General features: G+C 70.1%; 21 protein-coding genes. 9 read left to right on the top strand and 12 right to left on the bottom strand.

Going from position 1 to position 25,730, the window contains the following annotated elements:
- Positions 1 to 3 precede the first annotated feature (3 nt).
- The 5 genes from Q0654_RS13900 to Q0654_RS13920 all read right to left on the bottom strand — a co-directional run bounded on the left by Q0654_RS13900 (position 4) and on the right by Q0654_RS13920 (position 4,697).
- Entirely contained in the window at positions 4 to 1,038 is a 1,035-nt protein-coding gene (locus Q0654_RS13900; RefSeq protein WP_298854804.1) for an ABC transporter permease, read from the bottom strand.
- 1 nt (position 1,039) lies between these two features.
- The gene (locus Q0654_RS13905) at positions 1,040 to 1,960 is read right to left on the bottom strand and encodes an ABC transporter ATP-binding protein (RefSeq protein ID WP_298854806.1); all 921 of its coding nucleotides are present in this window, start codon (positions 1,958 to 1,960) and stop codon (positions 1,040 to 1,042) included.
- A gap of 67 nt (positions 1,961 to 2,027) precedes the next feature.
- Complete coding sequence (locus tag Q0654_RS13910; protein WP_298854808.1) at positions 2,028 to 2,246, bottom strand: hypothetical protein; 219 nt, start codon at positions 2,244 to 2,246, stop codon at positions 2,028 to 2,030.
- Between the two features lie 948 nt (positions 2,247 to 3,194).
- Positions 3,195 to 3,929: a hypothetical protein gene (locus Q0654_RS13915; protein WP_298854810.1), complete on the bottom strand. Its 735-nt coding sequence runs from the start codon at positions 3,927 to 3,929 to the stop codon at positions 3,195 to 3,197.
- Positions 3,930 to 4,046: 117 nt separating this feature from the next.
- Positions 4,047 to 4,697: a hypothetical protein gene (locus Q0654_RS13920; protein WP_298854812.1), complete on the bottom strand. Its 651-nt coding sequence runs from the start codon at positions 4,695 to 4,697 to the stop codon at positions 4,047 to 4,049.
- 366 nt (positions 4,698 to 5,063) lie between these two features.
- Between Q0654_RS13920 and pyk the strand changes: the two genes are divergently transcribed.
- Complete coding sequence (gene pyk / locus Q0654_RS13925; protein ID WP_298854814.1) at positions 5,064 to 6,533, top strand: pyruvate kinase; 1,470 nt, start codon at positions 5,064 to 5,066, stop codon at positions 6,531 to 6,533.
- Between the two features lie 91 nt (positions 6,534 to 6,624).
- Positions 6,625 to 7,848, top strand: coding sequence for a hypothetical protein (locus Q0654_RS13930; protein ID WP_298854816.1), 1,224 nt, complete (start codon positions 6,625 to 6,627; stop codon positions 7,846 to 7,848).
- 543 nt (positions 7,849 to 8,391) lie between these two features.
- Here Q0654_RS13930 and Q0654_RS13935 read toward each other — a convergent pair.
- The 7 genes from Q0654_RS13935 to Q0654_RS13965 form a co-directional block, all read right to left on the bottom strand.
- A complete protein-coding gene (locus Q0654_RS13935; protein ID WP_298854818.1) occupies positions 8,392 to 9,804 on the bottom strand; it encodes a M20/M25/M40 family metallo-hydrolase in 1,413 nt (470 codons plus the stop codon).
- Between the two features lie 106 nt (positions 9,805 to 9,910).
- A complete protein-coding gene (gene mscL, locus Q0654_RS13940; RefSeq protein WP_298854820.1) occupies positions 9,911 to 10,309 on the bottom strand; it encodes a large-conductance mechanosensitive channel protein MscL in 399 nt (132 codons plus the stop codon).
- Positions 10,310 to 11,025: 716 nt separating this feature from the next.
- Positions 11,026 to 11,739: an N-acetylmuramate alpha-1-phosphate uridylyltransferase MurU gene (gene murU / locus Q0654_RS13945; RefSeq protein ID WP_298854822.1), complete on the bottom strand. Its 714-nt coding sequence runs from the start codon at positions 11,737 to 11,739 to the stop codon at positions 11,026 to 11,028.
- A complete protein-coding gene (locus Q0654_RS13950; protein WP_298854824.1) occupies positions 11,736 to 12,743 on the bottom strand; it encodes a phosphotransferase in 1,008 nt (335 codons plus the stop codon). Before Q0654_RS13950 ends, murU begins: the two co-directional genes overlap by 4 nt.
- Positions 12,744 to 12,757: 14 nt before the next feature.
- Complete coding sequence (locus Q0654_RS13955; RefSeq protein WP_298854826.1) at positions 12,758 to 13,693, bottom strand: histone deacetylase family protein; 936 nt, start codon at positions 13,691 to 13,693, stop codon at positions 12,758 to 12,760.
- Between the two features lie 35 nt (positions 13,694 to 13,728).
- A complete protein-coding gene (locus tag Q0654_RS13960; RefSeq protein ID WP_298854828.1) occupies positions 13,729 to 14,283 on the bottom strand; it encodes a cob(I)yrinic acid a,c-diamide adenosyltransferase in 555 nt (184 codons plus the stop codon).
- A gap of 3 nt (positions 14,284 to 14,286) precedes the next feature.
- Positions 14,287 to 14,838, bottom strand: a complete 552-nt coding sequence (locus tag Q0654_RS13965; protein WP_298854830.1) for a DUF6580 family putative transport protein — start codon at positions 14,836 to 14,838, stop codon at positions 14,287 to 14,289.
- Between the two features lie 206 nt (positions 14,839 to 15,044).
- On the opposite strand from Q0654_RS13965, the gene ubiH reads away from it, so the two are divergent.
- The 7 genes from ubiH (at position 15,045) to Q0654_RS14000 (ending at position 25,710) form a co-directional block, all read left to right on the top strand.
- The gene (gene ubiH, locus Q0654_RS13970) at positions 15,045 to 16,298 is read left to right on the top strand and encodes a 2-octaprenyl-6-methoxyphenyl hydroxylase (protein ID WP_298854832.1); all 1,254 of its coding nucleotides are present in this window, start codon (positions 15,045 to 15,047) and stop codon (positions 16,296 to 16,298) included.
- The gene (locus Q0654_RS13975; protein ID WP_298854834.1) at positions 16,295 to 17,473 is read left to right on the top strand and encodes an FAD-dependent oxidoreductase; all 1,179 of its coding nucleotides are present in this window, start codon (positions 16,295 to 16,297) and stop codon (positions 17,471 to 17,473) included. The genes ubiH and Q0654_RS13975 overlap by 4 nt, the downstream gene beginning before the upstream one ends.
- Before the next feature lie 94 nt (positions 17,474 to 17,567).
- Positions 17,568 to 18,647 carry a hypothetical protein gene (locus tag Q0654_RS13980; protein ID WP_298854836.1) on the top strand — a complete coding sequence of 360 codons (1,080 nt, stop codon included), beginning with the start codon at positions 17,568 to 17,570 and terminating at the stop codon, positions 18,645 to 18,647.
- A 188-nt stretch (positions 18,648 to 18,835) separates the two neighbouring features.
- The gene (locus tag Q0654_RS13985) at positions 18,836 to 19,951 is read left to right on the top strand and encodes a histidine kinase (RefSeq protein WP_298854838.1); all 1,116 of its coding nucleotides are present in this window, start codon (positions 18,836 to 18,838) and stop codon (positions 19,949 to 19,951) included.
- Between the two features lie 11 nt (positions 19,952 to 19,962).
- Positions 19,963 to 20,778, top strand: a complete 816-nt coding sequence (locus Q0654_RS13990; RefSeq protein ID WP_298854842.1) for a LytTR family DNA-binding domain-containing protein — start codon at positions 19,963 to 19,965, stop codon at positions 20,776 to 20,778.
- Between the two features lie 376 nt (positions 20,779 to 21,154).
- On the top strand, positions 21,155 to 24,232 hold the full coding sequence (locus tag Q0654_RS13995; protein WP_298854844.1) for an efflux RND transporter permease subunit: 3,078 nt from the start codon (positions 21,155 to 21,157) through the stop codon (positions 24,230 to 24,232).
- Positions 24,233 to 24,411: 179 nt separating this feature from the next.
- Positions 24,412 to 25,710: an efflux RND transporter periplasmic adaptor subunit gene (locus tag Q0654_RS14000; protein WP_298854846.1), complete on the top strand. Its 1,299-nt coding sequence runs from the start codon at positions 24,412 to 24,414 to the stop codon at positions 25,708 to 25,710.
- Positions 25,711 to 25,730 lie beyond the last annotated feature (20 nt).

Raw genomic sequence — 25,730 nt, forward strand, 5'->3', positions numbered from 1 at the left:
GGCTCACTCCTTGGCGGTGTATTTGAAGGAGGTGATCGCGATGAGGAACATCACCGCGGCGAAGATCAACAGGAAGCCCACCGAGACCCAGGGGTCGATCCGGAACTCGGTATTGAGGATCAATCCCTTGAACAGATCGACGCTGTAGCTGGTCGGCATGACGCGGGCGATGGCCTCGGTCAGCGGAAACTTGCTCGCCGGGAAGAACAGATCGCCGAAGAACACGATCACCAGGTTGACCACGGTGAACACGTGCACGCCAGACGAGTAGTTCGGAAGCAGGCAGGCGATGGCCAGGCCGAACGAGACGAAGGCGGCTGCCACGGGAATCGAAGCGACAAGCGTCAGCAGCCAGCGATCGAGGCCCAGGCCAGTGTCCAGCAGGGCCACGGCGCACAGCAGGAACACCAGGGTGATGCCCACGGCCAGCAGCAGCTTGGTCAGAAACTCGGCCGCAAAGTAGGTCCAGAACGGCAGCGGCAGCATCCGGTAGAGACGCAGCGTGCTCGCCGAACGCTCCTGCAGCACCTTGGCGCCGGTCGTGAACAGGCCGAGGTTCAGCAGGCTCATGATGATGATGGCCGGAAGGAAGAACAGCGGGCTGGTTTCCGCATCGACCCACAGCGGCTGCACTTTGAGCTCGGGTTGCAGCATGCCGATGCGCTGGGCAAGGATCGCCACCAGGGGACGATCCATCCGATAGGCGGCGATCTGCACCGTTTCGGCATCGAGGCGGCTGATGCCGATGCGCGCCTTCTCGCGGCGCACGTCCTGGATCGCGTCTTCAGCGCCGTGTCGCAGGTTGAATGCCTCTTCGTCCAGCTTCAGTTCGCTTGCCAGAAGCGGCACGGTGGTGTCGAACACGACGCCAACACGGGTGGCTGGCGCGCTCAGGTAGTAGGCGTAGGAGTACAGCAGCAGGAAGACCACCGGGATCGCCAGGGTCATCACCAGTGAGATCATGTTGCGGCGGAAGTAGGCGACCGACATGCCGCTGAACAAGGTCACCGCTCGGAAGTCGGATCCGTTCGTGTGCATGTCAGTTGACCGAGGCGATGTTGTCGACATAGAGGGCCTCCAGTGAGCGGGCGCCGAGCATCACTTCGGCGTTGAACCCCAGCGCGCGTTCGGCCTCGAAGACCTCCTCCAGCACGCGCGGCAGCAGGGTCTTGTGGACGCGGAACTCGCGACGCCCGGCGTCGGGCTCGCCTAGCGGAGCAATCTCGGCGAGGCTGGGCCAGCTCGCGTAGAAGCTGGCAGGTGCGCGCAGCGACAGGAAGGTGAGCTCGCTGCCGCGACCGAGCAACTCGTCGCGACCTGCGCTGCCGCGGATCTGTCCGCGGTCGATGAAGTACACCCGGTCGCAGAGCTCCATCGCTTCGGTCATGTCGTGCGTGGCGATCAGCCCTCCAGTGCCTTCGCGTTCCTTCTTGCGCTTGATGCAGTCCCAGATCGCGCGCTTGGAGCGGATATCGAGAGCGGCGGTGGGCTCGTCCATCACCAGGGTGGAGCGCCGGCCGTAAAGCGCGACAAAGGCGGACAGGCGCTGCTGCTGGCCGACCGAGAGGTCGCCGATGGTCTGCCTGGTCAGCGCATCCAGGCCTAGCGCTTCGAGCAGCGTTGCCGCGTCGTCGGCGGCGTCCAGCGTCGACTGCACCAGGTGCACGAGTTGGCCGACGCGGACGTGGTTCGGCAGGGCAGAGCGCTGGAAGATGAAGCCGACGTCGCGCTTGTGGGCCGCGCCGAAGCGCCGAGGATCGCTGCCGCAGACGCTGACGCGCCCGGACTGCGGGATGTTCACGCCTTCGAGCATCTCCAGTAGCGTTGTCTTGCCGGCCCCGTTGGGCCCCAGCAGCCCGACCAGCTCGCCAGGTCGGCAGGACAGGCTGACCTTGTCGAGCGCCAGCTTTTCGCCATAGGCGAGGCTGACTTCCTGCACGTGGATCAGAGGAACTTGCATGGTGGCTCTCCTGGCCTGCCGGAGGTGGACCTGCGCGTGGCCTGCGCGCAGGTCCCTCCCGATCGGCTTACTGCTGTTCGACCGCGGTGGCCGAGCCGTAGGTGCCCAGCGAGCCCAGGGTGCCGGCGGTGCCGGTGGCCGAGCCGAAGGTGCCGGCGCAGCCGGCGGTGCCCAGGCAGCCCGAGGCGTTGGCGGTCACGCCTTCGGCGCTGATCTGGTTCTCGACGGCGCTGTCGCCCAGCACCACGTCCAGGGAAGCGTTCGGAGCGTTTTCGATGTTCTGCATGACGGAGTCCTCATTGGTTCTCGTGGGTTTGGATTGCGCCAGTCACTGCGTGCAGTGGCCTGACACATGCGAGAACGGAGGTTCCGGAAAAACCGTATCAGCCTGGTTTGCGCTGTCTGAAGGCTGCGACAGCGCGGCGGGCATGACGGACGCGGGCAGTGCTGGGCAGGTCCAACCTGGCCTCGATCAGTGATCGCGAGTCCAGCGCAGGTCCGCACGCGCGTGCGCTGGATCAAGCGCTCAAGCGCTCGATCCGCGGACGCGCCGCCATGGTGCGCATCAACGCTGAACTCTTCAGCGTTGCCTTGGACGACGTTGCCCGGCCGCATCCTGCCGCCGCTGCCATGAGGGTCATGCGGCGGGGCGCGCGTAAAGTCAGCGTGGAGCTCTGCGCCGCTGCGGACAGCGCGAGGCCTGTCGCAGGGCGATGGCGAGGCGCAGTGGCCAGGGATTTCGGGAGCGGCATCAGGGCACGCCTTCGGGCGCTCCACGACGGGCCCGTAGGCCCGTGAGGCCCTTCGGTCATCTGGTGGACGAGTTGCCCAACGCGTGCAGCACAGGCCTCGTCCAGGGCGTTCGCGGTGGCCGTTGGCGAAGGCCGTGCCCTGTCACCGTCGGCCAGGACATCGAGCCTGCATCAGCGTTGCGCGTGCCGCATGCTGGCGCATTGGACGTCAGGCTCACAGGCTGTGCGCCGCGCAGTGGTGGACGGAGGCTGCTTGAGGCAGCACCGATCAAGCCCATCCTGGCCTTGATCAATGATCGCGAGTCCGGCGCAGGTGCGGACTCGCTTGCGCTGGATCAAGCGCTGACGCGCTGGGCCCGCGGGCGCGCCCTCCTTGGCGCGCGACAACGCTGATTCTTCAGCCTTGTCCCAGGGTTTGCCATCGGCCTCTCGCGCAGCGGACCGCGTGGGCCGAGGAGTCTGGACCGCCTGTGGTGCAGGCCTCAGCGGCGACTGCCTCCGGCCTGCTTGACCAGGGCCGCAGGGTCGATGTTCTCGAACGCGCACAGCTCCTTCAGCGCGTACTCCATCACCGCGCGCGCATGACCGGTCACGCGGGCCAGCATGCGGTGGATTTGCGCGTCCTTCTCGTTGCGGTTCTGGCACTGCGCCGAGTAGCTCTCGAAAGCGCTGAGCGCCAGCACCAGGTCGGCGACCTGGTTGGGGCATTCGCAGTCCACCAGCGACTTGACGTCCTGCAGTGCGGCCAGCTGGAGGTCGTCGTAGCGCCGCATCGGCGGCTGCTGCTCCAGGCGCAGCATCGAGGTCTCGGCGCTGGCCGCGGCGGCAACCGTCGCCGCCGGCGCGGTGGCCAGGTGCTTGACGATCAGGCCGATCATGTTGGAGCGCAGCGAGCGCGCGCTGACCGGGGCGCGCAGCAGCTGACGGCGCGGCCCGCGCAGGCGCTCGATCAGGTCCCACTTGGCGAATGCGTAGACGATCAGGCTGAGCTCGGGCTGGAAGGCGCGCTCCAGCTCTTCGAGCACCGTTTCGGGTCGGTCTCCGAGCAGGCCGAGGTCGATCACCAGGGCGTCGACGTTGACGGTGCCTGCGGCAGCGAGAAGCTGCTCCTTGCGCTCGCCGGACAGCACGACCTGCAGGTTCTTCTGGTCGGCTTCGCCGGCGCTGGCGCGCAGATACTGGGGCAGGGTGGCGTGGAAGATCGCGAGATTGACCATGGCTGCGGTCCCTGGGGCTGGGGAGAGGGCGCGCAGTGTCGACCAGCCGGGGTGGACGGCAGGTGTGTGCCCGCAGCCGCGCCAGCCCGATCCGGAGCCTGGCACTCGCTGCCGGCTTCAGCCGAGCACGCTCTCCACCGGCATGACCGACATCAGCAGGCCGAACAGGATCAGGGCCCAGAGGGCGCCACCCAGCACCATCCACAGGATATTGGCCGCGGTCAGTTCCGCATTGGTCGCGCCGTCCGGGTCGTCCTGCGAGAGGTTGATGGCCAGCTGCGCCCGGTACAGAGGCCAGATCATCGGCACCAGGAACAGGAAGGACACCACCAGTACGCCGGGCGACGCATCGTCTGCGGTCACGCGATCGAAGACCCGGCTGGCGATCGTCGCCACCACGAAGATCGTGGCAAGCATGCCCGGCGTCCAGCGATGGTCGACCCCGCGCGTGCGCAGCTGCCCGTCGACTTCGCCGAACAGGGAATGGGTGAAGAAGATCGAGAAGATCGCACGCGGGATCGGCCAGTAGATCTTGTGCACCCGGTTCAGCAGCGACCAGTTTCGATAGAACCAGTACAGCGAGTAGGCGCCCAGGGTCAGGATCATCAGCAGCAGGAACTTGCGCCGCGCGACCACGTACAGCACCTGCCGTGCCTCGCTTTCCGTCTGCTGCGGCAGCGCTGTCGCAGGGGCTGCGTAGGGGTTGGCGGCATCCAGCGCCGCGGCTTCGGGCCGGGCTTCTGCAGGCAGCGTGGAAGAAGTCGTCATGGAAGGCGTCCAGAGGTGGTTGGCATAAGGCGCGCACCGGTGCGGCCCGGGCGTACGGCCCGGCACAGGCGCGGCCAGCAGTGTGAGATGGAAGCGGTCCGCGCGGAAGTGCAGATGCCGCCAGCGCCCCGCGCCATGACGTCGACAGATCTGCGGCAAGCGAACCCGCGCGAGCCGGTGGTGCCATGGATGGATTCGAGACAGTGGTCTGCCAGTGGACTCTCGGTTTCGCCGGAAATCGGCGGAATCTTCTGCGCTGCAACACATCGGTCTTGCAGTGGTCTGCAGATTATTCGTATGCAGGGCGCGTTGCTGGCTGTGTGGCTGGCTACACTGCGAGGCACCCAACCGACAGTCCAAACGCGCATGAGCACCCACGGTTTCCGCCGCACCAAGATCCTTGCCACCCTCGGTCCCGCAACCGACGCGCCGGGCGTGCTGGAGGCCGTGCTGCTGGCCGGGGTGAACGTGGTGCGCCTGAACTTTTCCCACGGCACTGCCGAGCACCACGCCGCCCGCGCCGACGCCGTGCGTGCGGCGGCGGCCAGGCTGGGCCGCGAGATCGGCATCCTCGCCGATCTCGGCGGCCCGAAGATCCGCGTCGAGCGCTTCGCGGCCGGCAAGGTGCAGCTGAAGGCGGGTGAGCCTTTCGTGTTGGACTGCCGCGCCGATGCCGCCCAGGGCGATGCCAGCCGCGTAGGCGTCAGCTATCTCGGCCTCGTCGATGACGTCCACGCCGGCGACACCCTGCTGCTGGACGACGGCCTGATCGCGCTGATGGTCGAGGCTGTCGAAGGCTGCGAGATCCGCACCCGCGTGCTGACCGACGGCCCGCTGTCCGACCGCAAGGGCCTGAACCGCCTCGGCGGCGGGCTCTCGCTGGGCGCGCTGACCAACAAGGACCGCGCCGACATCAAGCATGCCGCGGCGCTCGGCGTGGACTTCATCGCCGTCAGCTTCTGCCGCACCGCCGCCGACATCGAGGAAGCGCGCGCGCTCGCCCGCGAGGCCGGCAGCAGCGCGCAGATGGTCGCCAAGATCGAGCGCGCCGAGGCCATCGAGAACCTGCGCGAGATCGTCGATGCCAGCGATGTGGTGATGGTGGCGCGCGGCGACCTCGGTGTGGAGATCGGCGACGCCGAGCTGCCCGGCCTGCAGAAGAAGATCATCCGCGAAGCCCTGGACCGCGGCCGCGTGGTGATTACCGCCACCCAGATGCTGCAGTCGATGGTCGACAACCCGATCCCGACCCGCGCCGAAGTGCTGGACGTGGCCAACTCGGTCATCGACGGCACCGATGCGGTGATGCTCTCGGCCGAGAGCGCCAGCGGCGCGTATCCGGAGAAAGCCGTGCAGGCGATGGAGCGGATCTGCCTCGGCGCCGAGCGCCAGTTCCAGATGGACACCGACTTCGAGGCTGCACCGCGCAACCTGGTGCATGTCGACCAGGCGATCGCGATGAGCGCGATGTTCCTGGCCGAACACATCCAGCTGCGCGCGATCATCGCGCTGACCGAATCGGGCGGCACCGCGCGGCATCTCTCGCGCTTCCGCAGCTCGGTGCCGATCTACGCGCTGTCGCGCCACTCGGGCGCACGTCGGCGCATGGGCCTGATGCGCGACGTCTATCCGATCGACTTCGACAGCGCCGGCCTGTCGCCGCGCAAGGCTGCGCGCGCCGCGGTCGCGCATCTGCATGCGCTGGGCCTGCTCGCCACCGGCGACCGCGTGGTGATCACCAGCGGTGACCACATGGAGCAGCTGGGCGCCACCAACACCCTGCGCCTGCTGCGCGTCGGCGAGGGCGGCGAGGCCGAAGGCCTGGGCGAGCTGTAGTCGGTTCCCCTGCCTGCGACGCGGCCGTTCGGTCGCGATTCGCGGGCGTCGTGCTAGGGTCGGCGCCCCTTCATCGCGTGGTTCGCCAAGCATGCTTGCTCGCTTCCTGACCGCTCTGCTGCTGCTCGTTTCCGGCGCCGGGCTCGCTTTCGCCGAGGATCGCTACTTCGAGATCGAGTACCGCGTGGCCTTCCTGCCGGATGAGGGCGTGGCCGCGGTGACGCTCGAGTACAGGCCCGGCGAGGGCCGCATCCGCGGCCTCGATTTCACCATGCCCGACGAGCGCTACAGCGGCTTCGGCGGCGACGGTGAAATCGAGCGCAAGGAGGATCGCCTGATCTGGACGCCGCCGGCCAAGGGCGGCGAGTTGCGCTGGCGCTACCAGGTCGACAAGCGTCGGCGCAGCGGCGGCTATGACGCGCGTATGACCGAGGACTGGGCGATCGTGCGCGGCGACCATCTGGTGCCTTCCGCGCGTGCGCGCCTCACCCGCGATTCGCGGGCGCGTGCGACGATCCGCTTCGACCTGCCCGAGGGCTGGCCCGGCGTCGACACGCCCTTCAAGCGCCGCGGCGAAGAGCCGGTGTTCGACATCGCCGACGACGACCGTCGCTTCCAGCGCCCGGTAGGCTGGATGATCGCCGGCGACATCGGCATCCGCCGCGACTTCATCGGCGACATGGAAGCTGCGGTGGCCGCGCCCAAGGGCGACCCCATGCGCCGCAACGAGTACCTCGCCTACATCAATCTCGTGGCGGGTGAGATGGAGGAGGCTTTCGGCCGGCTGCCGGAGAAGATCCTCATCGTCGGCGCTGGCGATCCGATGTGGCGCGGCGGTCTGTCCGGGCCGCGCTCGCTGTACCTGCATTCCGACCGTCCGCTGATCAGCGAGAACGGCACCAGCACGCTGGTGCACGAACTGGTGCACGTGATCTCGCGGGTGCGTGGCGCCGCCGGCGACGACTGGATCGCCGAGGGCCTGGCCGAGTTCTACTCGATCGAGATGATGCGTCGCGCTGGCCTGCTCAATGAAGCGCGCGCGCGCAAGGCCTTCGACTGGATGCGCAACCACGGCCGCCGCATCAGCAGCCTCAAGTCAGACCGCAGCCACGGCCCGCGCACCGCTCGCGCCGTCGCCCTGTTCGTCGAACTCGACCGCGAGATCCAGAGGCTCACCGACGACCGCCGCGACATCGACGACGTCTCGCGCCTGCTGGTCGGCCGCGGCCGCGTCAGCCTCGACGACCTGCGCCAGGCCTTCGAGGAGGTGACGGGCGAGGCGTCCGAGGTGCTGGACACGCCGCTGGTGCGTTGAGCCTCACAAGGCGTTGATGCCTCAGCGCAAAGCGGCTGCATAGGGTGGGCCCTGGCCCACCATGAGCTGCACGCTTGCCGCGACCCCACCGCGCCGACGCGTCGACACACGCGGGTTGGGCCAAGCGAAGTGCGGCCCAAGGTCGGCACTCGCGCGGCCCGCGGCCAGACCAAGCGCAGCGCTCTCTCTCCCCTTGTGGGAGAGGGGCCGGGGGAGAGGGGTGAACGACCCCTCGGTCCCCGGCTGAAGGACGGCCCGCCCGCTTCATGGCGCCGCGGTGGCCCGTCAAGCGCCTGCGCTTCACGGCCGTGCTACCCCGTCGGAGAGGGACTGCGCCCCCTCTCCCCAACCCCTCTCCCACAAGGGGAGAGGGGCTTGTCGCCCGCAGGCCTGCGGGCGCGCCGCGAGTCAGAAGCTTAGGCACCCGGAACCCGGAACCCGGAACCCGGAACTAGGGACTAGGGACTAGGGACTAGGGACTAGGGACTAGGGACTAGGGACTAGCAACTGGGAACTAGGAACTCGATTCCCAATCCCCGCCCCTCAGCGCCCCGGCACCCGCCCGAACCCGCTCTCGGCTTCCGCCGCGAGATACGCGAACACTGCGTAGGCCCGCGCCTGCTGGTCCAGCGCCTCGCTGTCGATCTTGTCCAGGGTGTCGTTGGCGGTGTGGTGGTAGTCGAAGTAGTCCATGCCGTCCTGCGCCAGCTGAGCCCAGGGCACACCGCGCTGCACCAGCGGGCCGATGTCCGGGCCCGGGCCGCCGCCTTCGCGCTCGAACGGGATGCCCAGCGGCGCCAGCACTTCGGCGATCTGCTCCAGCAGCGGCCAGTACGCCGGCTCGACGCCGGCACGCAGCGCGTAGATGCGGCCCGCGCCGAAGTCGCTCTCGGCGCCGATCACATGCTTCGCCATCTGCTCCGCATGCGTGGCGGCGTAGGCGCGCGCGCCCAGCAGGCCCTGCTCCTCGTTGCCCCAGGCGATCACCCGCACGGTGCGGCGCGGGCGTTGATCCAGCTTCAGCAGGGCCGCACCCGCGGCCATGGTGATGCCCACCCCGGCGCCATCGTCGAGCGCGCCGGTGCCGAGGTCCCAGGAGTCGAGGTGGCCGCCGATCACCACGACTTCGTCCGGCCGCTCGCGTCCGCGGATGTCGCCGATCACGTTGAAGCTGGTCGCCTCGCCGCGGTTCTCGGCATCGATGTCGAGGCGGATGCGCACCGGCTGGCCGCGCTCGATCATGCGCGTCAGCAGGTCGGCATCGGGGTTCGAGACCGCCGCCGCGGGGATCTGCTTCACGTCGTCGGCATAGCGCATGATCCCGGTATGCGGGAAACGATCGGTATTGGTGCTGATCGAGCGGATGATCAGGCCGACCGCGCCCTTCTTCGCGGCCTCGACCGCGCCCGAGCTGCGCCCGATCACGCTGAGGCCGTAGCCGCGGCCGTCGCGGGCGCGCTGGGTGCGCTGGCTGATGAAGACGATCTTGCCTTGGGCCGCGTCCGTGGGAGCGGCCTGCAGCGCGGCGATGCTGTCGAAAGCCACGATCTCGGCTTCCAGCGGTTTGTTGCCGGTACCGATGCTGCCGCCGAGTGCGGTGATCGCCAGCGGCTGCGGAAACGGCGCAAGAATTTCGCCGCGCTCATGTCCGCGCCGCCAGTAGGGAAAGCTGAAGGGTTCGATGCGCACATTATCGAAGCCCAAGGCCCCGAACTTCGCCAGCGCCCATTCGATCGCGCGGGCATCCGCTGGGGTACCCGCCATGCGCGGGCCGACCTCGGTGGTCAGCGACTCGACGATGGCATAGGCCGCGCCGGCCTCGACGTGCTGGTCGCGCAGGGCGGCGGCGTTCTGCAGGCTGTCGGCCGACAGCGGCGTCACCGCTGGTGCGCTCGGTTCGGCAGCATGCGCATTCAGCGCGAAGGTGGCGGCGAGCAGACAGACGCGCAGACGCATGGCGGGATTCCCGGAAGCAGGAGAACAGCGGAACCATGCCAGCGGCCGAAGCCGACGGCATGTGCGGAAAGGCCGAGCACACAAGTCATGCGCCCGGCCCGCGCAATCACTTTTTCAGCAGATCGCGGATCTCGCGCAGCAGCAGCACGTCCTCGGGCGGCGCCGCCGGTGCGGCGGGGGCTTCTTCCTTCTTGCGCTGCAGGCGATTCATCAGCTTGATCACGATGAAGATGGCGAAGGCGATGATGGTGAAGTCGACCACGGTCTGCAGGAAGGCGCCGTACTTGAAAAGCACCGGGTCCACGCCGTCCGCACCTTCCTTGAGCGTGATCGCCAGATCCGAGAAGGTCTTGCCCCCGACAAGCAGACCGATCACCGGCATGATGATGCCGTCGACCAGCGAGCTGACGATCTTGCCGAAGGCCGCGCCGATCACGACGCCGACCGCGAGATCGACGACGTTGCCACGCATGGCAAAAGCCTTGAATTCACTGATGAAGCTCATGTCGCCCCCGAACAGTCCAGCGGCGCCGTTCGCCGCGCGTCGACTTTAGCGGAAGCGGGGAGCTGCGGGGTTGCTCGACCGTTGTCGTGCTGTGCGCCTTAAGGGTGAGAAGGCCGGCGCCGGCGCAAGTGGCTAAGTCGCGGGCCGGGCAAGCCGAGTGCTCGCCAGCGCGAGCATGAGCAGGATCGCGATTCCAATTCCTGTCCCTGAGAAGGTCGGCACCGTCCGCGTCAGGGAGGGCGCAGGCCCCACAACGACATTCACGGAGGAGAGGAATATCTCCGTTCGCTGAGGCAGGCGGATCATGTGGACTTCGATTCGATACTCGCCGGCCGGCAGCACTGGAGCCGGTCGTCTGAGCGTTGCCGGTGGGAGACCGCACCACCCGATGGCGATCACTCCGGGTTCGAAGAGCCTCACCGTGTTTCCGTCAATCTCCGTGCGTCGTTCCGGCTCTCCCGGAAAGGGGGCCGTGAATCCGTGGCAGCCGCCGACATCCATCAGAACATCGAAGGCTTGCCCAGCGACAGGCGAAGCGGGTTCGATTCTTGGTGCCGAGTAGGAGGCAGACGCGGAGGTGCTGCCCAGGAGCAGGAAGATTGCGATCAGGCGAGCTGGGCTCATCGTATGCGTCCTGAGCAAATGCGAAAGAAGGGGCAGGGCGGCTCAACAGAGCGCTTGCAGGCAGTGCATCCGAAGGTGCCAATAGTGGAGGGCTACGAGGATACGCGCACTCGCGCATCCAGCGCCGCCAGCCGTTCCGGCGTACCGACATCTTCCCAGGTGCCGGTGTGCTTGAGCCCGGCGATGCGATCGACACCCATCGCCGCGCGCAGCAGTGGGGCGAGACCGAAGCGCGGCGGGCTGCGGCGGCTGTCTTCGCTCTCGCCGATCACTGACCGCCAGCCGTCAAGAAGACGGGCGTCGAACAGGCCGATGCCGGCATAGGTCAGGCGCGGCTCTCCCTCGCTGCGCAGGCGCGCGCCGTCCAGATGGAAGTCGCCGCGCGGATGCTGCGGCGGGTTGTCGACCATCAGCAGCTGGGCGAGATCGTTCGGCGCGAGCGCAAAGCGAGCGTAGTCGACGTCGCAGAACACGTCGCCGTTGACCAGCAGGAAGCGCTGCGCCTCGAGCAGGGGCAGGGCGTTCAGCAGGCCGCCGCCGGTTTCCAGCCGCTCGGCCTCGCGGCTGTAGCGGATCGACAGCCCGTAGCGCGCGCCGTCGCCCAGCGCCGGCTCGAAGCACTCGGCGAGGTGCGCAGTGTTGATCACCACCCGCCCCACGCCGGCCTTGGCCAACGCGTCGAGGTGCCATTCGATCAGGCGCTTGCCGCCGACGGGCAGCAGCGGTTTCGGCGTCACGTCGGTGAGCGGGCGCATGCGTTCGCCGCGGCCGGCGGCGAGGAGGAAGGCGACTTCGACTGTGCTCATGCCGATGCGTCTTCGCGCGGCCGGGTCAGCTCGCGGCCCTCGGTGAAGCGCTGCATGAGGGCGCGGAAGTCGGCCAACTCGGGATGGCGCGCGGCGATGTCGAGCACGTAGCCGAGCACGCGCGGCAAGTCAGCGAGGTAGCCGGCCTTGCCGTCGCGGTAGTGCAGCCGGCAGAAGATGCCCAGTACCTTCAGATGGCGCTGCAGGCCCATCAGGTCGAAGGCGCGGAAGAAGCGCTGCGGCGCATCGGCAATGTGCCCGGCGCGCACCAGCTCACGGCGGAAGTCCTCGGCCCAGCCTTGCACGCGCGCCTCGTCCCAGCGCAGGTAGCAGTCGCGCAGCAGCGAGACCAGGTCATAGGTCAGCGGGCCGCCCAGCGCATCTTGGAAGTCGAGGATGCCGGGGCCGGGCGTGCAGTCGATCAGGTTGCGGCTGTGGTAGTCGCGGTGCACGAACACCCGCGGCTGCGCCATCGCGCTGTCCAGCAGCAGGCGGAAGGCGGACTCGATCGGGTCCCAGTCCTCGCATTCCAGCGCGATGCCGAGGTGCCGGCGCAGGAACCACTCCGGCATCAGCTCCAGCTCCATCTCGAAGCGGGCGTGCTCGTAGGGCGGTACCGCATCGGCGGGCAGGCTCTGCAGGCGCAGCAGGGCCTCCAGCGCGCGGCCGTACAGGGCGTCGGCGCTGTGCTCGTCGAGCCGATGCTGGTAGAGCGCGTCGCCGAGATGCTCGATCAGCGCGAGGCCAAGCCCGACGTCGGCGGCGATCACCTTCGGCACGCGCAGGCCGGCGCCGCCGATCAGCGCACCGACCGCCAGCCAGGGCTGCAGCGGCACTTGCGCCGGCGGCGAATCCATCAGCAAGAGCTCGGGCGCGCCATCGAGCCGCAGGTAGCGGCGGAAGCTGGCGTCGCTGGCCGCCGGAGCAAGGCTCAGGTCGCTGCGACCAAGATGCGCGCGTGCCCAGGCCAGCGCTTCGAGTGCGCGTGCGTCGTCAGGCGGCATGGCAGGTGCCGCGCTCACGCGCTGGCGGCGAGGTCGGCCTCGGCCAGGGCGCGCACATGCGCCACGCTGCAGTCGCGCAGCGCGGTGAGGCTGTAGCCGCCCTCCAGCGTCGAGACCAGGCGGCCCTTCGCATGCCGGTCGGCAAGGTCGATCAGCTCCCCAGTCAGCCAGGCGTAGTCGGCGGCTTCGAGGTTCAGGCCGGCCAGCGGGTCAAGGCGATGGCCGTCGAAACCGGCCGAGATCAGCACCAGTTCGGGCTTGAAGGCGTGCAGGGCGGGCAGGGCCTCGCTGCGGTAAAGCTCGCGCAGCTCCTGACCGCAGGCGCCTTCAGCAAGCGGCAAATTGAGAATGTTGCCGGCGCCGCGCTCATGGGCTTCGCCGCTGTACGGATACAGCGGCGACTGGTGGCTGGACAAGTACATCACCCGCGGGTCGTTCCAGAAGATGTCCTGGCTGCCGTTGCCGTGGTGGACGTCGAAATCGATGATCGCCACGCGCTTCAGTCCGTGCCTGGCCAGCGCATGCGCCGCACCCACCGCGACTGAGTTGAACAGGCAGAAGCCCATGGCCTGCGCACGGGTCGCATGGTGGCCGGGCGGGCGCACCGCGCAGAAGGCGCGCTTGGCCTCGCCGGCCATCACCGCATCGATGGCGGCGACCACGGCGCCGGCGGCGTGGCGCGCGGCCTCGGGCGAGTCCGCGTTCATCGCGGTGTCTTCGTCGATGCGGTGCTGATGCTCGATGGCGATGTCGAGAATGCTGGCCACCAGCTCCGGCGTATGCGCCAGCAGCAGCTGCTCGCGGGTCGCGCGCGGTGCTTCGCGCCAGTCGATGGGCAGATCTTCGATGCCGTGCAGGGCCTGCAGCACGGACGCGAGCCGCTGCGGCGATTCGGGATGGCCGGGGCCCGCGCTGTGGCGGATGCAGACGGGGTGGGTGAACAGCAGCATCCGCGCGGGTCCTCGTTGCGGTTCAGTAGAGACGCTCAGCCCTTGCGCCGCTCGTGGTTCCACAGCACCTCGCCGTGGCCCGAGGCGCGCGCCAGCACGCGGGCCATCACGAACAGCAGGTCCGACAGCCGATTGAGATAGCGGATCGCCTGTGGACGCACCGCATCGTGGTGGCCGAGGGTGACCACCTCGCGCTCGGCGCGGCGGCAGACGGTGCGCGCCACATGGCAGTGCGCCGCTGGCGCACCACCGCCGGGCAGGATGAAATCCTTGAGCGGCGGCAGGTCGGCATTGAGCCCGTCGAGGATGCTCTCGAGGCGTTCGATGTCGGCATCCTGCATGGCCGCATGGCCGGGGATGCACAGCTCGCCGCCGAGATCGAACAGCTGGTGCTGGATCGAGATCAGCGGCTCGCGGATCGCCTCGGGCAGCTCCTGCGCCAGCAGCACGCCGATGCAGGAGTTCAGCTCGTCGACCGTGCCGTAGGCGGTGACGCGGGCGGAGTCCTTGGAGACGCGGCTGCCGTCGCCGAGGCCGGTGCTGCCGTCATCGCCGGTGCGCGTGTAGATCTTGGAAAGACGATTGCCCATGGCTCAGGCTGCCGTGCGGGCGGTGCGCAGGGCCGGCAGGCGCTGCTGCAGCAGGGCGTAGCCACCGAACAGGATCAGGCTCCATACGGCGGTGCCCAGCAGTTGGGCGCGGAAGAAGGGCAGGGCGGCGACATAGCACTCGGTCAGCCCGATGCTGCAGGCCGGATGCGTGCCGAGAGTGTCGGCAGTGGCCCAGACCGCGAAGTTGGTGACCACGAAGAACAGCACCGCACCGGCGAGGCCGGCTGCAACGACGCGCAGCACGCTGACCCGGTCGCGCAGCCAGAAGCCCAGCAGTACGCAGGCGGCGACGCATCCGTAGACCACCGGCATCAGGCCGTAGACGCCGATGTACAGGTCGCTCAGCAGCAGCGCGCCCAGCGGCACTGCGAACGCGGCCCAGCGGCTGGCGAAGTAGGCGCCGCCGAACAGGGCGATGGCCTCGACCGGGGTGAAGTTCCAGGCGTGCGGCAGCAGGCGCGAGGCGGCGGCGGCGAGGATGAAGGCGGCCAGCAGCAGCGGGCGCAGCGGCAGCGACGAGGCGTTCGGGGACATCGGCAGGCTCCAGCGGGAATCGATCCGGCGCAGCGCCGGAGAACAGGGCACAAGGATAGCCGAGGCCGGCGCCAGGGTGGCCGAACCGCTTGGGCTTTCCTCCACGGCCGAGCAGCGCCGGTGCCCTCGGTTCGCCCTGCGGTCCTGGCGCGGTCGGGGGCGCGGCACCCACGGCCCCGGCACGCCGGCGGGTCTAAACTTGCGCGATGCCCACATCACCCGCCTTGAACGAGGCCGCGCACCGCCTCGCCCCCGAGCTGCTCGACGTGCTCATCGTCGGCGGCGGCCTGGTCGGCAGCAGCCTTGCCTGCGCGCTGGACCGCAGCGATCTGCGCGTGGCCCTGGTCGAAGCCAGCGCGCCGCAGCGCGAGCAGCCCCCGAGCTTCGACGAGCGCAACCTCGCGCTCAACCGGCTCAGCGTCGATGCGCTCGACGCGCTGGGCGTGCTGGCGCATCTGCACAGCCCGCCGGTGCCGATCCGCGGCGTGCATGTGAGCAGCGCCGGTGACTTCGGCCGCGTGCGGCTCGACGCCGCTGCGCATGGCGTCGATGCCTTCGGCGGCGTGGTGGTGGCGCGCGAGCTGGGCCAGGCCCTGCAGCGGCGTCTGGCCGAGTGCCGCGAGCTGCTGCACCGCGCGCCAGCGCGCGTGCTGCAGGTGCGATGGGTCGATGAGCACATGCAGGTCGAGCTGGACAGCGGCGAGGTAATGCGCACGCGCCTGCTGGTGATCGCCGAGGGCACCGACTCGATGCTGCGCGAGTCGCTGGGTCTCGGCTCGACCCACAGCGACTACGGCCAGACCCTGTTCGTCAGCGTGGTCGAGGCCGACCGCGCGCACGGCGGCATCGCCTTTGAGCGCTTCACCGCCGAGGGTCCGGTGGCGATGCTGCCGCTCGCCGGCAGGCGGCTCGGCAGTGTGCTGACCGTGGCCAATGCGCAGAGCGACAGCGTGCAGGCGCTGGATGAGGTCGGCTATCTCGCCCTGCTGCAGCAGCGCTTCGGCTGGAAACTGGGGCGCCTGCGTCGGGTCGGTCGGCGCAGCGCCTACGCCATGCGTCTGGTCACCGCCAATGCCCTGCACGGGCCGCGCTGCGTGGTGGTCGGCAATGCCGCACAGACCCTGCACCCGATCGGCGCGCAGGGCTTCAACCTGGGCCTGCGCGATGCGCTGACGCTCGCCGGCCTGCTCCTCGATGGCAGCGATGTGGACGCCGGCAGCCCGGCCCTGCTGGCCGAGTACGCGCGGCGTCGCGAGTCCGATCGCGCTCGCACGATCGACTTCAGCGATGGGCTCGCCCGCCTGTTCGCGCATACCGCTGCACCGGTGCGCTGGCTGCGCGGCCTGGGCCTGGCGGCCTGCGACCACTTCTCCGATCTCGCGCGTCCGCTGGTGCGTGGCGCGATGGGCGCCGAGCCCTCGGCGCTGGCGGCCCTGGAACAGCTGCGGAGGCGCGCATGAGCCGCGCGCGGGCAGGGCATGAGGCCATCGTCATCGGCGCCGGCATCGTCGGGGCAGCGATCGCGCTGGGGCTGGCGAATCAGGGCCGACGGGTGGCACTGGTCGAAGCGCGCGAGCCGCCCGACTGGCGGGTCGAGGACTCGCCCGATCTGCGCGTCTACGCCATCGCGCCCGGCTCGCAGGCGCTGCTGGACGCGCTGGGCGTGTGGCCGGGCATCGCTGGCGCGCGCGTGCAGCCCTACCGCGCCATGCACGTCTGGGATGCCGGCGGCGGCGTGCCCCTGCATCTCGATGCCGACGAGTCGGGCCTGCGCGAGCTCGGCCATATCGTCGAGGCCGGACTGATCCAGCGGCAGCTGTGGCAGGCGCTGGCGCCGGCCGGCGTCGATCTGCGCCTCGGCCGCGTGCAGGGCTATGCCGAGGAAGACGGCGGCGCCGTGCTGGACCTGGACGATGCCAGCCTGCGCGCGCCGCTGCTGATCGCCGCTGACGGCGCCCACTCGCCGCTGCGCGCCCTGGCCGGCATCGAAACGCGCGGCCATGACTATGCGCAGAGTGGTCTGGTCGCCTACCTGCGCACCGAGCGGCCGCATCAGCAGACCGCCTGGCAGCGCTTCCTGCCCACCGGCCCGCTGGCGGTGCTGCCGTGCGCCAACGAGCGCGTGTCGATTGTCTGGAGCCTGCCCACGGCCGAAGCCGAGCGACTACGCGACATGGATGCCGAGTCTTTCGAGCGTGAGCTGACCCGCGCCTTCGATGCAGAGCTTGGCGCGATGCGGCTGACATCCGAGCGCGTGCTGTTTCCGCTCAGGCTGCAGCTGGCCCAGCGCTATCGGAGTGGTCCGCTGCTGCTGGCCGGCGACGCCGCGCATGCGGTGCATCCGCTGGCCGGGCAGGGCGTGAACCTCGGGCTGCAGGATGCGCGCGAGCTGCTGGCCTTGTCGGAGGAAGCACGGCAGCGCGACCAGCCTCTGCATTCGCCGCGCCTGATCGAGCGCTACGCGCGTCGTCGTCGCAGCGAGAACGCGCTCGCCGCGCAGGGCTTCGATGCCCTGAACCGCCTGTTCTCGAACGACGCCCTGCTGCCGACCCTGCTGCGCGGCCATGTGCTGGGGCTCGCCGGGGCGATTGCGCCCCTGCGCAGGCTGTGGGTGCAGCGTGCTGCAGGGCTGTAAATCGGCGCTCAGCTGGGGTTGGGCCTGCGGGCTTGGCGGCGGTGGATGCCTCGCACTATTGTGGCCGCGCACTCCCACAAGGCCGAGGTGAAGCATGCGCGCGTCGATCCGATCCACCGCTGCGGGCCTGCCCCGTCTCCTGCTCGCGGCGATCAGCGCCTGCGCGCTACTGCTTCCCGTCGCCCATCTGCAGGCGCAGCCACAGGACGGCTATATCGGCCCCGAACTGAGCAGCGAGCCCGCCGGCCCGGGCCTGCAGAAGGGCGCGCGCCACGGCGGCGGCTACCGGGACGACTGGAGCTACTGCGCCGGCGAAAGGCAGCGTTGCGACGTGCGTGGCTGGGGCGTGGTGCGCTACGGCACCGACGGCCGCTACGTCTATCGCGAGGTGCGCAACGCGTCGCTGCGATGCGACAACTCGATGTTCGGCGACCCCTACCGCGGCAAGTCCAAGCAGTGCGAAGTGCGCTACTTCCATGACGGCGGTTGGGATGACGGCGGCTGGGACGGCGGCGGCGATGGCGGCTGGACGCGCTGCGCCAGCGAAGGCCGCATCTGTCGCTTCAGCGGCGGCGGTGCGATCGTCCGCTACGGTTCGGACGGGCGCTTCTACGAGCGCGAAGTGCGCGGCAACCAGGTGATGTGCAGCAACCAGAGCTTCGGCGACCCCGCACCTGGCCGCTCGAAGTACTGCGACGTACGCGCCGGCGGCAGCGGCGGCGGTTGGGGCGGGGGCGACGGTTGGGACGGCGGCGGCAGCGCCGACTGGCAGTACTGCGCTGGCGAGGACGGCCTCTGCAACCTGCCCGGTCGCGCCACGGTGCGCTTCGGTACCGATGGCCGTTTCACCGAACGCAGCTATCGCGGCGGCACGGTTTCGTGCTCGGTGCGTGAGTTCGGCGATCCCGTGCGCGGCAAGCGCAAGCACTGCGAGTACCGCCTTGAGCGCGGCCCGGGCGGCGGCATCGGCGGTGGCGTGGGCTCCGGCAGCTTCGAGTTCTGCGCCAACGAAGACGGCTACTGCGAGTTCCGTGGCCGCCGGCTGGTGCGCTTTGGCGACGGCGGCCGCTTCGTGACCCGCGAATTCCGCGGTGGCGTCGAGTGCAGCATCCGTGCCTTCGGCGAAGACCCAGCACCGCGCCGCAAGAAGCGCTGCGAGGTCGAATTGCGCTGACCCCACCGTGCCGCGCCAGGGCCCGAGCGGGCTGGCGCTGCGCAGGCCCCGACGGCCGCACGGCGGCAGGGCGCGGGGCGGCCATCTGCGACAAGGCGTGCAGCCTCCGCGCCGATCCGTGTGGATCGCCGTCGAGGCTGCCGCCGCGAGCGGCTACCATCTCCGGTTTGCAGGCCAGAGGCGTGCCCATGTCCGTGCTGCCGATTGATGCATCGCCTGCGGAGCCCCTGCTCTCCGGCGCTGAGCGCGCGCCGTCGCGCCTGTTCTGGTGGCTGCACATCGGCGGCTGGCTGGGTTACTTCGCGCTGTCCTTCTTGGGCGCGCTGGCCCACGGCAAGCCCTTGCACTACTGGAGCGTGCCGGCAGCGACCGCGCTGGCCGGCGCCATCGGCACGACCCTGCTGCGCCCCTGGCTGCAGCGCCTGCTCGGCCGGCCGATGCCGCAGCGCCTGCTGTGGGCGATGCCCCCGGTGCTGGTGGTGGCCCTGCTGATGGGTGGGGCCTATGCGCTGGTGCTGGTGGAGTACTGCAGCGACTGCCGTCCGGCCTCGCGCCTGAGCTATCTCGCCTACGGCATCAGCCATCTCTACGTGGTACTGACCTGGCTGGGCCTCTACCTCGGGCTCACCACCTACCGCCAGCTGCAGCAGGAGAGCCAGCGCCTGCTGGCGGCGAACGCGATGGCCCACCAGGCGCAGCTGAAGATGCTGCGCTACCAGCTCAATCCGCACTTCCTGTTCAACACGCTCAACGCCATCTCGACCCTGGTGCTGGACCGCGACACGCCGACCGCCAATGCGATGGTGCAGGGGCTGTCGGCCTTTCTTCGGCACTCGCTGGACAGCGATCCGATGCAACGGGTCAGCCTGCGCCAGGAGCTCGAAGCCCTGCAGCTCTATCTCGGCATCGAGCGCACCCGCTTCGGCGAGCGCCTGCGCGTCGACACCGAGATCGCGCCCGATTGCTTCGGCGCGCTGGTGCCCAGCCTGATCCTGCAGCCGCTGATCGAGAACGCGATCAAGTACGCGGTGGCGCCGCGCGTCGAGGGCGGGCACCTGCGCATCGAGGCGCGGCGCGAGGGTGCCTCGCTGGTGCTGCGGGTCAGCGATGACGGCCCCGGCTGCCCGGCGATTCTGGCCGACGGCCAGTTCCCGCCCGGCAAGGGCGTGGGCCTGCGCAATGTGTTCGAGCGCGTGCGCGTGCTGTACGGCGCGGCCGGCGACAGCCGCGCCCGCAACCGCGCCGAGGGCGGGCTGGAGATCGAGCTGCGCCTGCCCTTTGAGCTGCGCGTGGGCGCGCCCTAGTCCTGCCCCGCATGAGTGCCGCTGCGCTGCGCACCCTGCTGGTCGACGACGAGCCGCTGGCCCGACGCGGCCTGCGCCTGCGTCTCGACGGCGCGGCCGACATCGAGATCATCGGCGAGGCCGGAGACGGTCTCGCCGCGCTGGCGGCGATCGATGCGCAGCGTCCGGACCTGGTCTTTCTCGACGTGCAGATGCCCGGCCTCGATGGCTTCGGCGTGCTCGCCGCACTGGCCGAACGCGCGCTGGAGACGCTTCCGCAGGTGGTCTTCGTCACCGCCTTCGACCACTACGCCCTGCGCGCCTTCGAGACCCGCGCGCTCGACTACCTGCTGAAGCCGGTCGAGCCCGAGCGCCTCCAGCAGGCGCTGGTGCGCGTGCGCGAGCAGCGCCGGCGCGCCGACGAGGCCGCCCACTGTGCGCATCTGCTGTGCCTGCTGGGTGATCTGTCCGGCCGTCCCAGCCTCAGCCTCGACGAGGCCCTGCGCGCCGAGCGCGCGGAAGAGCTGCGGCGCAGCGACCGGCTGGCGATCCGCGACGGCGGCCGCACCGTGCTGGTCGCACTGGCCAGCATCCGCTGGATCGACGCCGCCGGCGACTACATGTGCATCCACACCGACGGCGGCACCCACGTGCTGCGCGCGACCCTGCGCCAGCTCGAAGCCGAGCTCGATGCGGCACGCTTCCCGCGCATCCACCGCTCGACCATCGTCAATGCTTCGCGCGTGGTCGAGATGCGTCCGCACCTGAACGGTGAGGCCTTCCTCAAGCTCGACTGCGGCCAGGAGCTGAAGCTCTCGCGCGGCTACCGCGAGCGCTTCCGCGGCTGAGCGCTTCGCAACCGTAAGCTGCAGCGCGGGTGTTCTCGAACACATCGCGGGTGTTCTCGAACACATCCGGATCCGTCATCCCCGCCCATGCGGGGATCCAGGAATCCCGCGACCAAGAAGGGGCTTTGCGGGCGCCTGCAAGCCAGAGCAGGCGGCCTTCGTGGCGGCGCGATTCCTGGTGACGCGAGCGTTCTGATCCCGGAACCTTACGCGCAGCCCTGCCGAAGGTCATGCAACCGCGCGCGCCCCACCGCAGCTCGTCGCAGCCGCCGCACGGCTCACCGCAGGCCACGCAACCTTCGTGACCTCTGGTGCATCCGAGGCAGCAGGAGGCGGGCGCAGAGTGCGCGCAGCCTCGCAAGGATGCTTGAGCCCCATGAAACTCACCGAAAGCGCACTGCGCAATCCGCCCGCCGTGGCCGCCGTACTGGCCCTGGTCCTGCTGTTCGGCGGCATCGCCCTGTTCCGCCTGCCGCTGCAGCTGTTCCCCGACATCGAGCGCCCGCAGCTGTCGGTGCAGACCAACTGGCGCGCGGCTTCGCCGCAGGAGCTGGAGTCGGAGATCGTCGAGCCGCTGGAGCGCGTGCTGCAGGGCCTGCCGGGCCTGGAGTCGATGGAGTCGAACATCGGCAACGGCTTCGGTGGGGTCAACCTGACCTTCGCGGTCGGCAGCGACATGAAGGCCGCTGCGGTCGAGGTGATTTCGCGCCTGAACCGTCTGCCGCCGCTGCCGCGCGACGCCAGCCCGCCGGTGCTGCAGACCGGCGCCGATGGCGCCAACAGCCTGCTGACCTTCTTCTTCATCCAGCAGCTGCCCGGGACGCCGGGCGACCTGAACCAGCAGCGCCGCTTCATCGAGGAGCGCATCGTGCCGCGCTTCGAGGCCATCGAAGGCGTGGCTGCGATCGAAGTGCAGGGCGGCACGCCCGAGGAACTGCGGATCAGCGTCGATCTCGATCGTGCCGCCGCGCTCGGCGTCGAGCTGCCGCTGATCGCCCGCCAGGCCGCGCGCGCCACCGATGTCTCGGCGGGGCTGGTCGAGGACGGCCGCCGTGAATACAGCCTGCGCTTCGCCGGCCGCTACGCGCCGGAGGAACTCGGCGAGCTGGTGCTGGCCTGGCGCGAGGGTCGGCCGGTGCGGCTCCGTGATGTCGCCGACATCCGCGTGCAGCCCGCCGAGGCGCGCTTCTTCAGCTACCAGAACGGCAACCCGGCGATCGGCCTGCGCTTCCTGCGCGAAAGCGGCGCCAACGTGCTGGCGACGCTCGACGCAGTGCGCGCTGAAGTCGACCGTGTACGCGAGAGCGAGCTGGCGCCGCGCGGGCTCGACATCCAGCAGAGCTTTGACGCTTCGCTGTTCATCCAGCGCGCGATCGCCCTGCTGTCCGGCAACCTGTTCGCCGGCATCCTGCTGGCGGTGGGCTGCCTGTGGTGGTTCCTGCGCGACCTGCGCGCCACCCTGCTGATCGCCACCGCGATCCCGATCTGCCTGCTGTCGACCTTCATCGTCCTGCAGCTCGGCGGCCGCAGCCTCAACGTGATCTCGCTCGCGGGACTGGCCTTCGCGGTCGGCATGGTGATGGATGCAGCGGTCGTCGTGGCGGAGAACATCCTGCGCCTGCGCGAGGCCGGCCTGTCGCGCAACGAAGCTGCGCTGCGGGGCACCCGTGAGGTCGGCGGCGCGCTGCTGGCCTCGACTCTGACCACGGTGGCGGTATTCCTGCCGGTGATGAGCCTGCAGGACGTCGAGGGCCAGCTGTTCGCCGACCTCGCCCTGACCGTGTCGATCGCGGTGTCGGTCTCGCTGCTGGTCGCACTGGTCGTGCTGCCGACCGCGGCCGGGCGCTTCCTGCGCACCGGCGCGCGCGGCAAGCTGGCCGGCGGCTGGCCGGCGCTGACCGAGCGCATCCTCGCCTGGACCTCGACGCGTCCGCGGCAAATGGCCGGCGCTGCCCTGCTGGTCTTGCTGCCCGCGACCCTGGCCTGGATGCTGATGCCCCAGCTCGACTATCTGCCGCCGGTCAAGCGCGCGGCGGTCGATGCCCAGTTCAGCTTTCCGCCCGGCATGAGCCCGGCACGGGTCAATGCCGAACTGGCGCCGACCCTGCTGCAGCGCATGCGTCCCTTCATGGACGGCGAGCGCGCGCCCCAGCTCAGCAACTGGTACCTGCTGCTGTGGCCCGGCGGCGGCACGATCGGCGCGCGCGTGGTCGATGCCGGCACCATCGGCGAGCTGGAGCGCCTGGTCCGCGACGAGGTGATCGTGGGCCTGCCCGACACCCGCGCCTTCGCCTTCGAGGGCGAGCTGTTCGGCGGCTTCGGCGGCTCGGCGCGGGCGATCAGCGTGCATCTGCAGCACGCCGATGGCGACGCCCTGCGCGAGGCCGCGGCGAGCGCGCGCGAGACGCTCAGCACACGCTTCCCGGGCGCCAATGTGCAGGTGTTCCCGAACGCCGATGCCGCCACGCCGGAGCTGCGCGTGCTGCCCGACGACCGTCGTCTGGCTGAAGTCGGCTGGAGCCGGCCTGATCTTGCCGACGCCGTGCGCGTGCTCGGCGATGGCCTGTGGCTGGGCGAGCACTTCAACGGCGACAGCCGCCTGCCCATCCTGCTGGGTGTCGGCAGTGACGCGAGCGGCGGCCTGCCCGCGCTGGGCGCGCTGCCGCTGGCCACGCCCCTGGGCGGGGTGCTGCCGCTGTCCGAGCTGGCGCGCATCGAAACCGTGCTGAGCCCGAACCAGCTGCGCCGCGTCGACGGCCGCCGCAGCCTGACCCTGGTCTTCGATCCGCCCGCCGAGCTGGCGCTGGAAGACGCGCTGGCGGTGATCGAGGCCGAGATCCTGCCCGGGCTGCGCCAGCAGCTGCCCGCCGATGCGGGCATCCGCATGGCCGGCAGCGCCGATCGGCTGGACTCGATCGTGTCCTCGATGGGCCTGAACTTCCTGCTCGCCCTGCTGGTGCTGTTCCTGCTGATGGCGGCGATGTTCCGCTCGCTGACCGACAGCGCCCTGGTAATGGCCAGCCTGCCGCTGGCCCTGCTCGGCGGCGTGCTCGGCCTGTGGGCGCTGAAGCTCACGGCCGGCCAGAACCTCGATCTGCTGTCGATGATCGGCTTCGTGATGCTGCTCGGCATGGTGGTCAATACCGCCATCCTGCTGCTGGCCCAGACCCGCGCCGCGCAGTCCCGCGGGCTCGGCGTCGAGGACGCCCTGCGCGAGGCCATGAACCAGCGCCTGCGGCCGGTGCTGATCGCGGCGCTGACCGGCGTGTTCGGCGCGCTGCCGATGGCGGTCAGCCCCGGGCCGGGGGCGGCGATCTATCGCGGGCTGGCCGCAGTCAGCGTCGGCGGCGTGGCGCTGTCCCTGGTGTTCACCTTCGTGCTGGTGCCGGTGCTGGTGCGCCTGACCCAGTCGCGACGTGAGCGCGCAGCCGCCTTGCAGCCGGTGGCCGCATGAGCGCGGGCGGCGAAAGACACAGAACACGGCGACGCAGGGATGCGCTGCCGCAGCGCGGCCAGGGACGGCCGCCGGCGCAGGGTGCGATGCCCTGCGCATCTGATCGGCGCGGCTGCGTCGATACAGCGGGCTGCGACCAGGATGGCCGCAGCCCTTCCATGGAAACCAAGGAGACACCCATGTCCAGCAAACGCCAGCGCAGCCCGCGCAAGCCCACCGTCGTGCGGGCGTCTTTGATTGATCCGGTGGCGAACGGAGTGCCCGCGGATTCGGCCCTTGAGTCTGTCGCTGCAATCTCCACTGCGACCCCGCAGTCAGAGTCTTTGCAGCACCCGGCCGTTCCGGTGCGGAAGCGCCGTCGACTCGCCTATGGCCTGGCCGCCGCCCTGCTGGTCGGCGCGCTGGGCGGCAGCGCCTTCCTGCTCGACCTCGGCGGCGGCGCCAGCGCCCAGGCCCAGGCCACGCCGGCTGCTGCCGCGCCCGCACCGCCGGCGGTGGTCAGCGTGGCCGCGGTCGAGCGCATGGCGCTGTCGCCGCAGCGCCGGGTCAGCGCCAGCGTGCACAGCCGCAGCGATGCGCGGCTCGCCGCCGATGTCGGCGGACGCGTGCTGCAGCTGGCCGAGGTCGGCAGCCGTCTGCGTCGCGGCGAGCCGCTGGCGCGACTCGACACCGCCGCGCTGGAGCTGTCGGTGCGCGAGCAGCAGGCGCGGATCGCTCGGCTGCAGGTCGAGGCCGAGCAGGCCGAGCGTCAGCGCGCCCGCCTTCGCCAGCTGGGCGGTGCGGGGCATGTCTCCGGCCTGCAGCTGGACGAGGCCGATTCGCGGCTGGCCTCGCTGCAGGCGCAGGCGCGCGAGGCCGACGCCGGGCTCTCCCGGCTGCGTCTGCAGATCGAGCGGGCCGCGCCGCGCGCGCCCTTCGATGGCGTGGTGGTCGAGCGCTATGCCGCCGCGGGCGAGCTGCTGGGCGCCGGCGCGCCTCTGCTGCGTCTGGTCGACACGGCGGACCTGGAAGTCCGCGCGCGCGCGCCGGTGGCGCTGGCCTCGCGCCTGCAGGTCGGCACCCAGGTCGCGCTGCAGGTGAACGGCCGCGAGCATGCGCTGCAGCTCGGCACCGTGGTGCCGGTGGGCGATGAGGTCTCGCGTCAGCTCGAACTGCGCCTGCCGCTTGCGGGGCTGGATCTGCCGGTGGGCAGTGCGGTCGAGCTGGCGCTGCCGACCGATGCCGCGCGCGAGGTGCTGGTGGTACCGCGCGACGCCGTGGTGCTGCGCCGCGAGGGCAGCCATGTGCTGCGCGTCGACGCCGAGAACCTGGCCCAGCGCGTGCTTGTCGAGGTCGGCGACAGCCAGGGCGATCGGATCGAGGTGCGCGGTGCGCTGAAGCCCGGCGATCGGGTCATCGTGCGCGGCGGCGAGCGCCTGCGCGAAGGCCAAAGCGTGGCCATCCTCGGCGAGCAGGTGGAGGGTCTGGCGACGCGCTGAGCGCAGCGCATCGCGGGGCT

The sequence above is a fragment of the uncultured Aquimonas sp. genome (assembly GCF_937888285.1).
GTDB lineage: Bacteria > Pseudomonadota > Gammaproteobacteria > Xanthomonadales > Xanthomonadaceae > Aquimonas.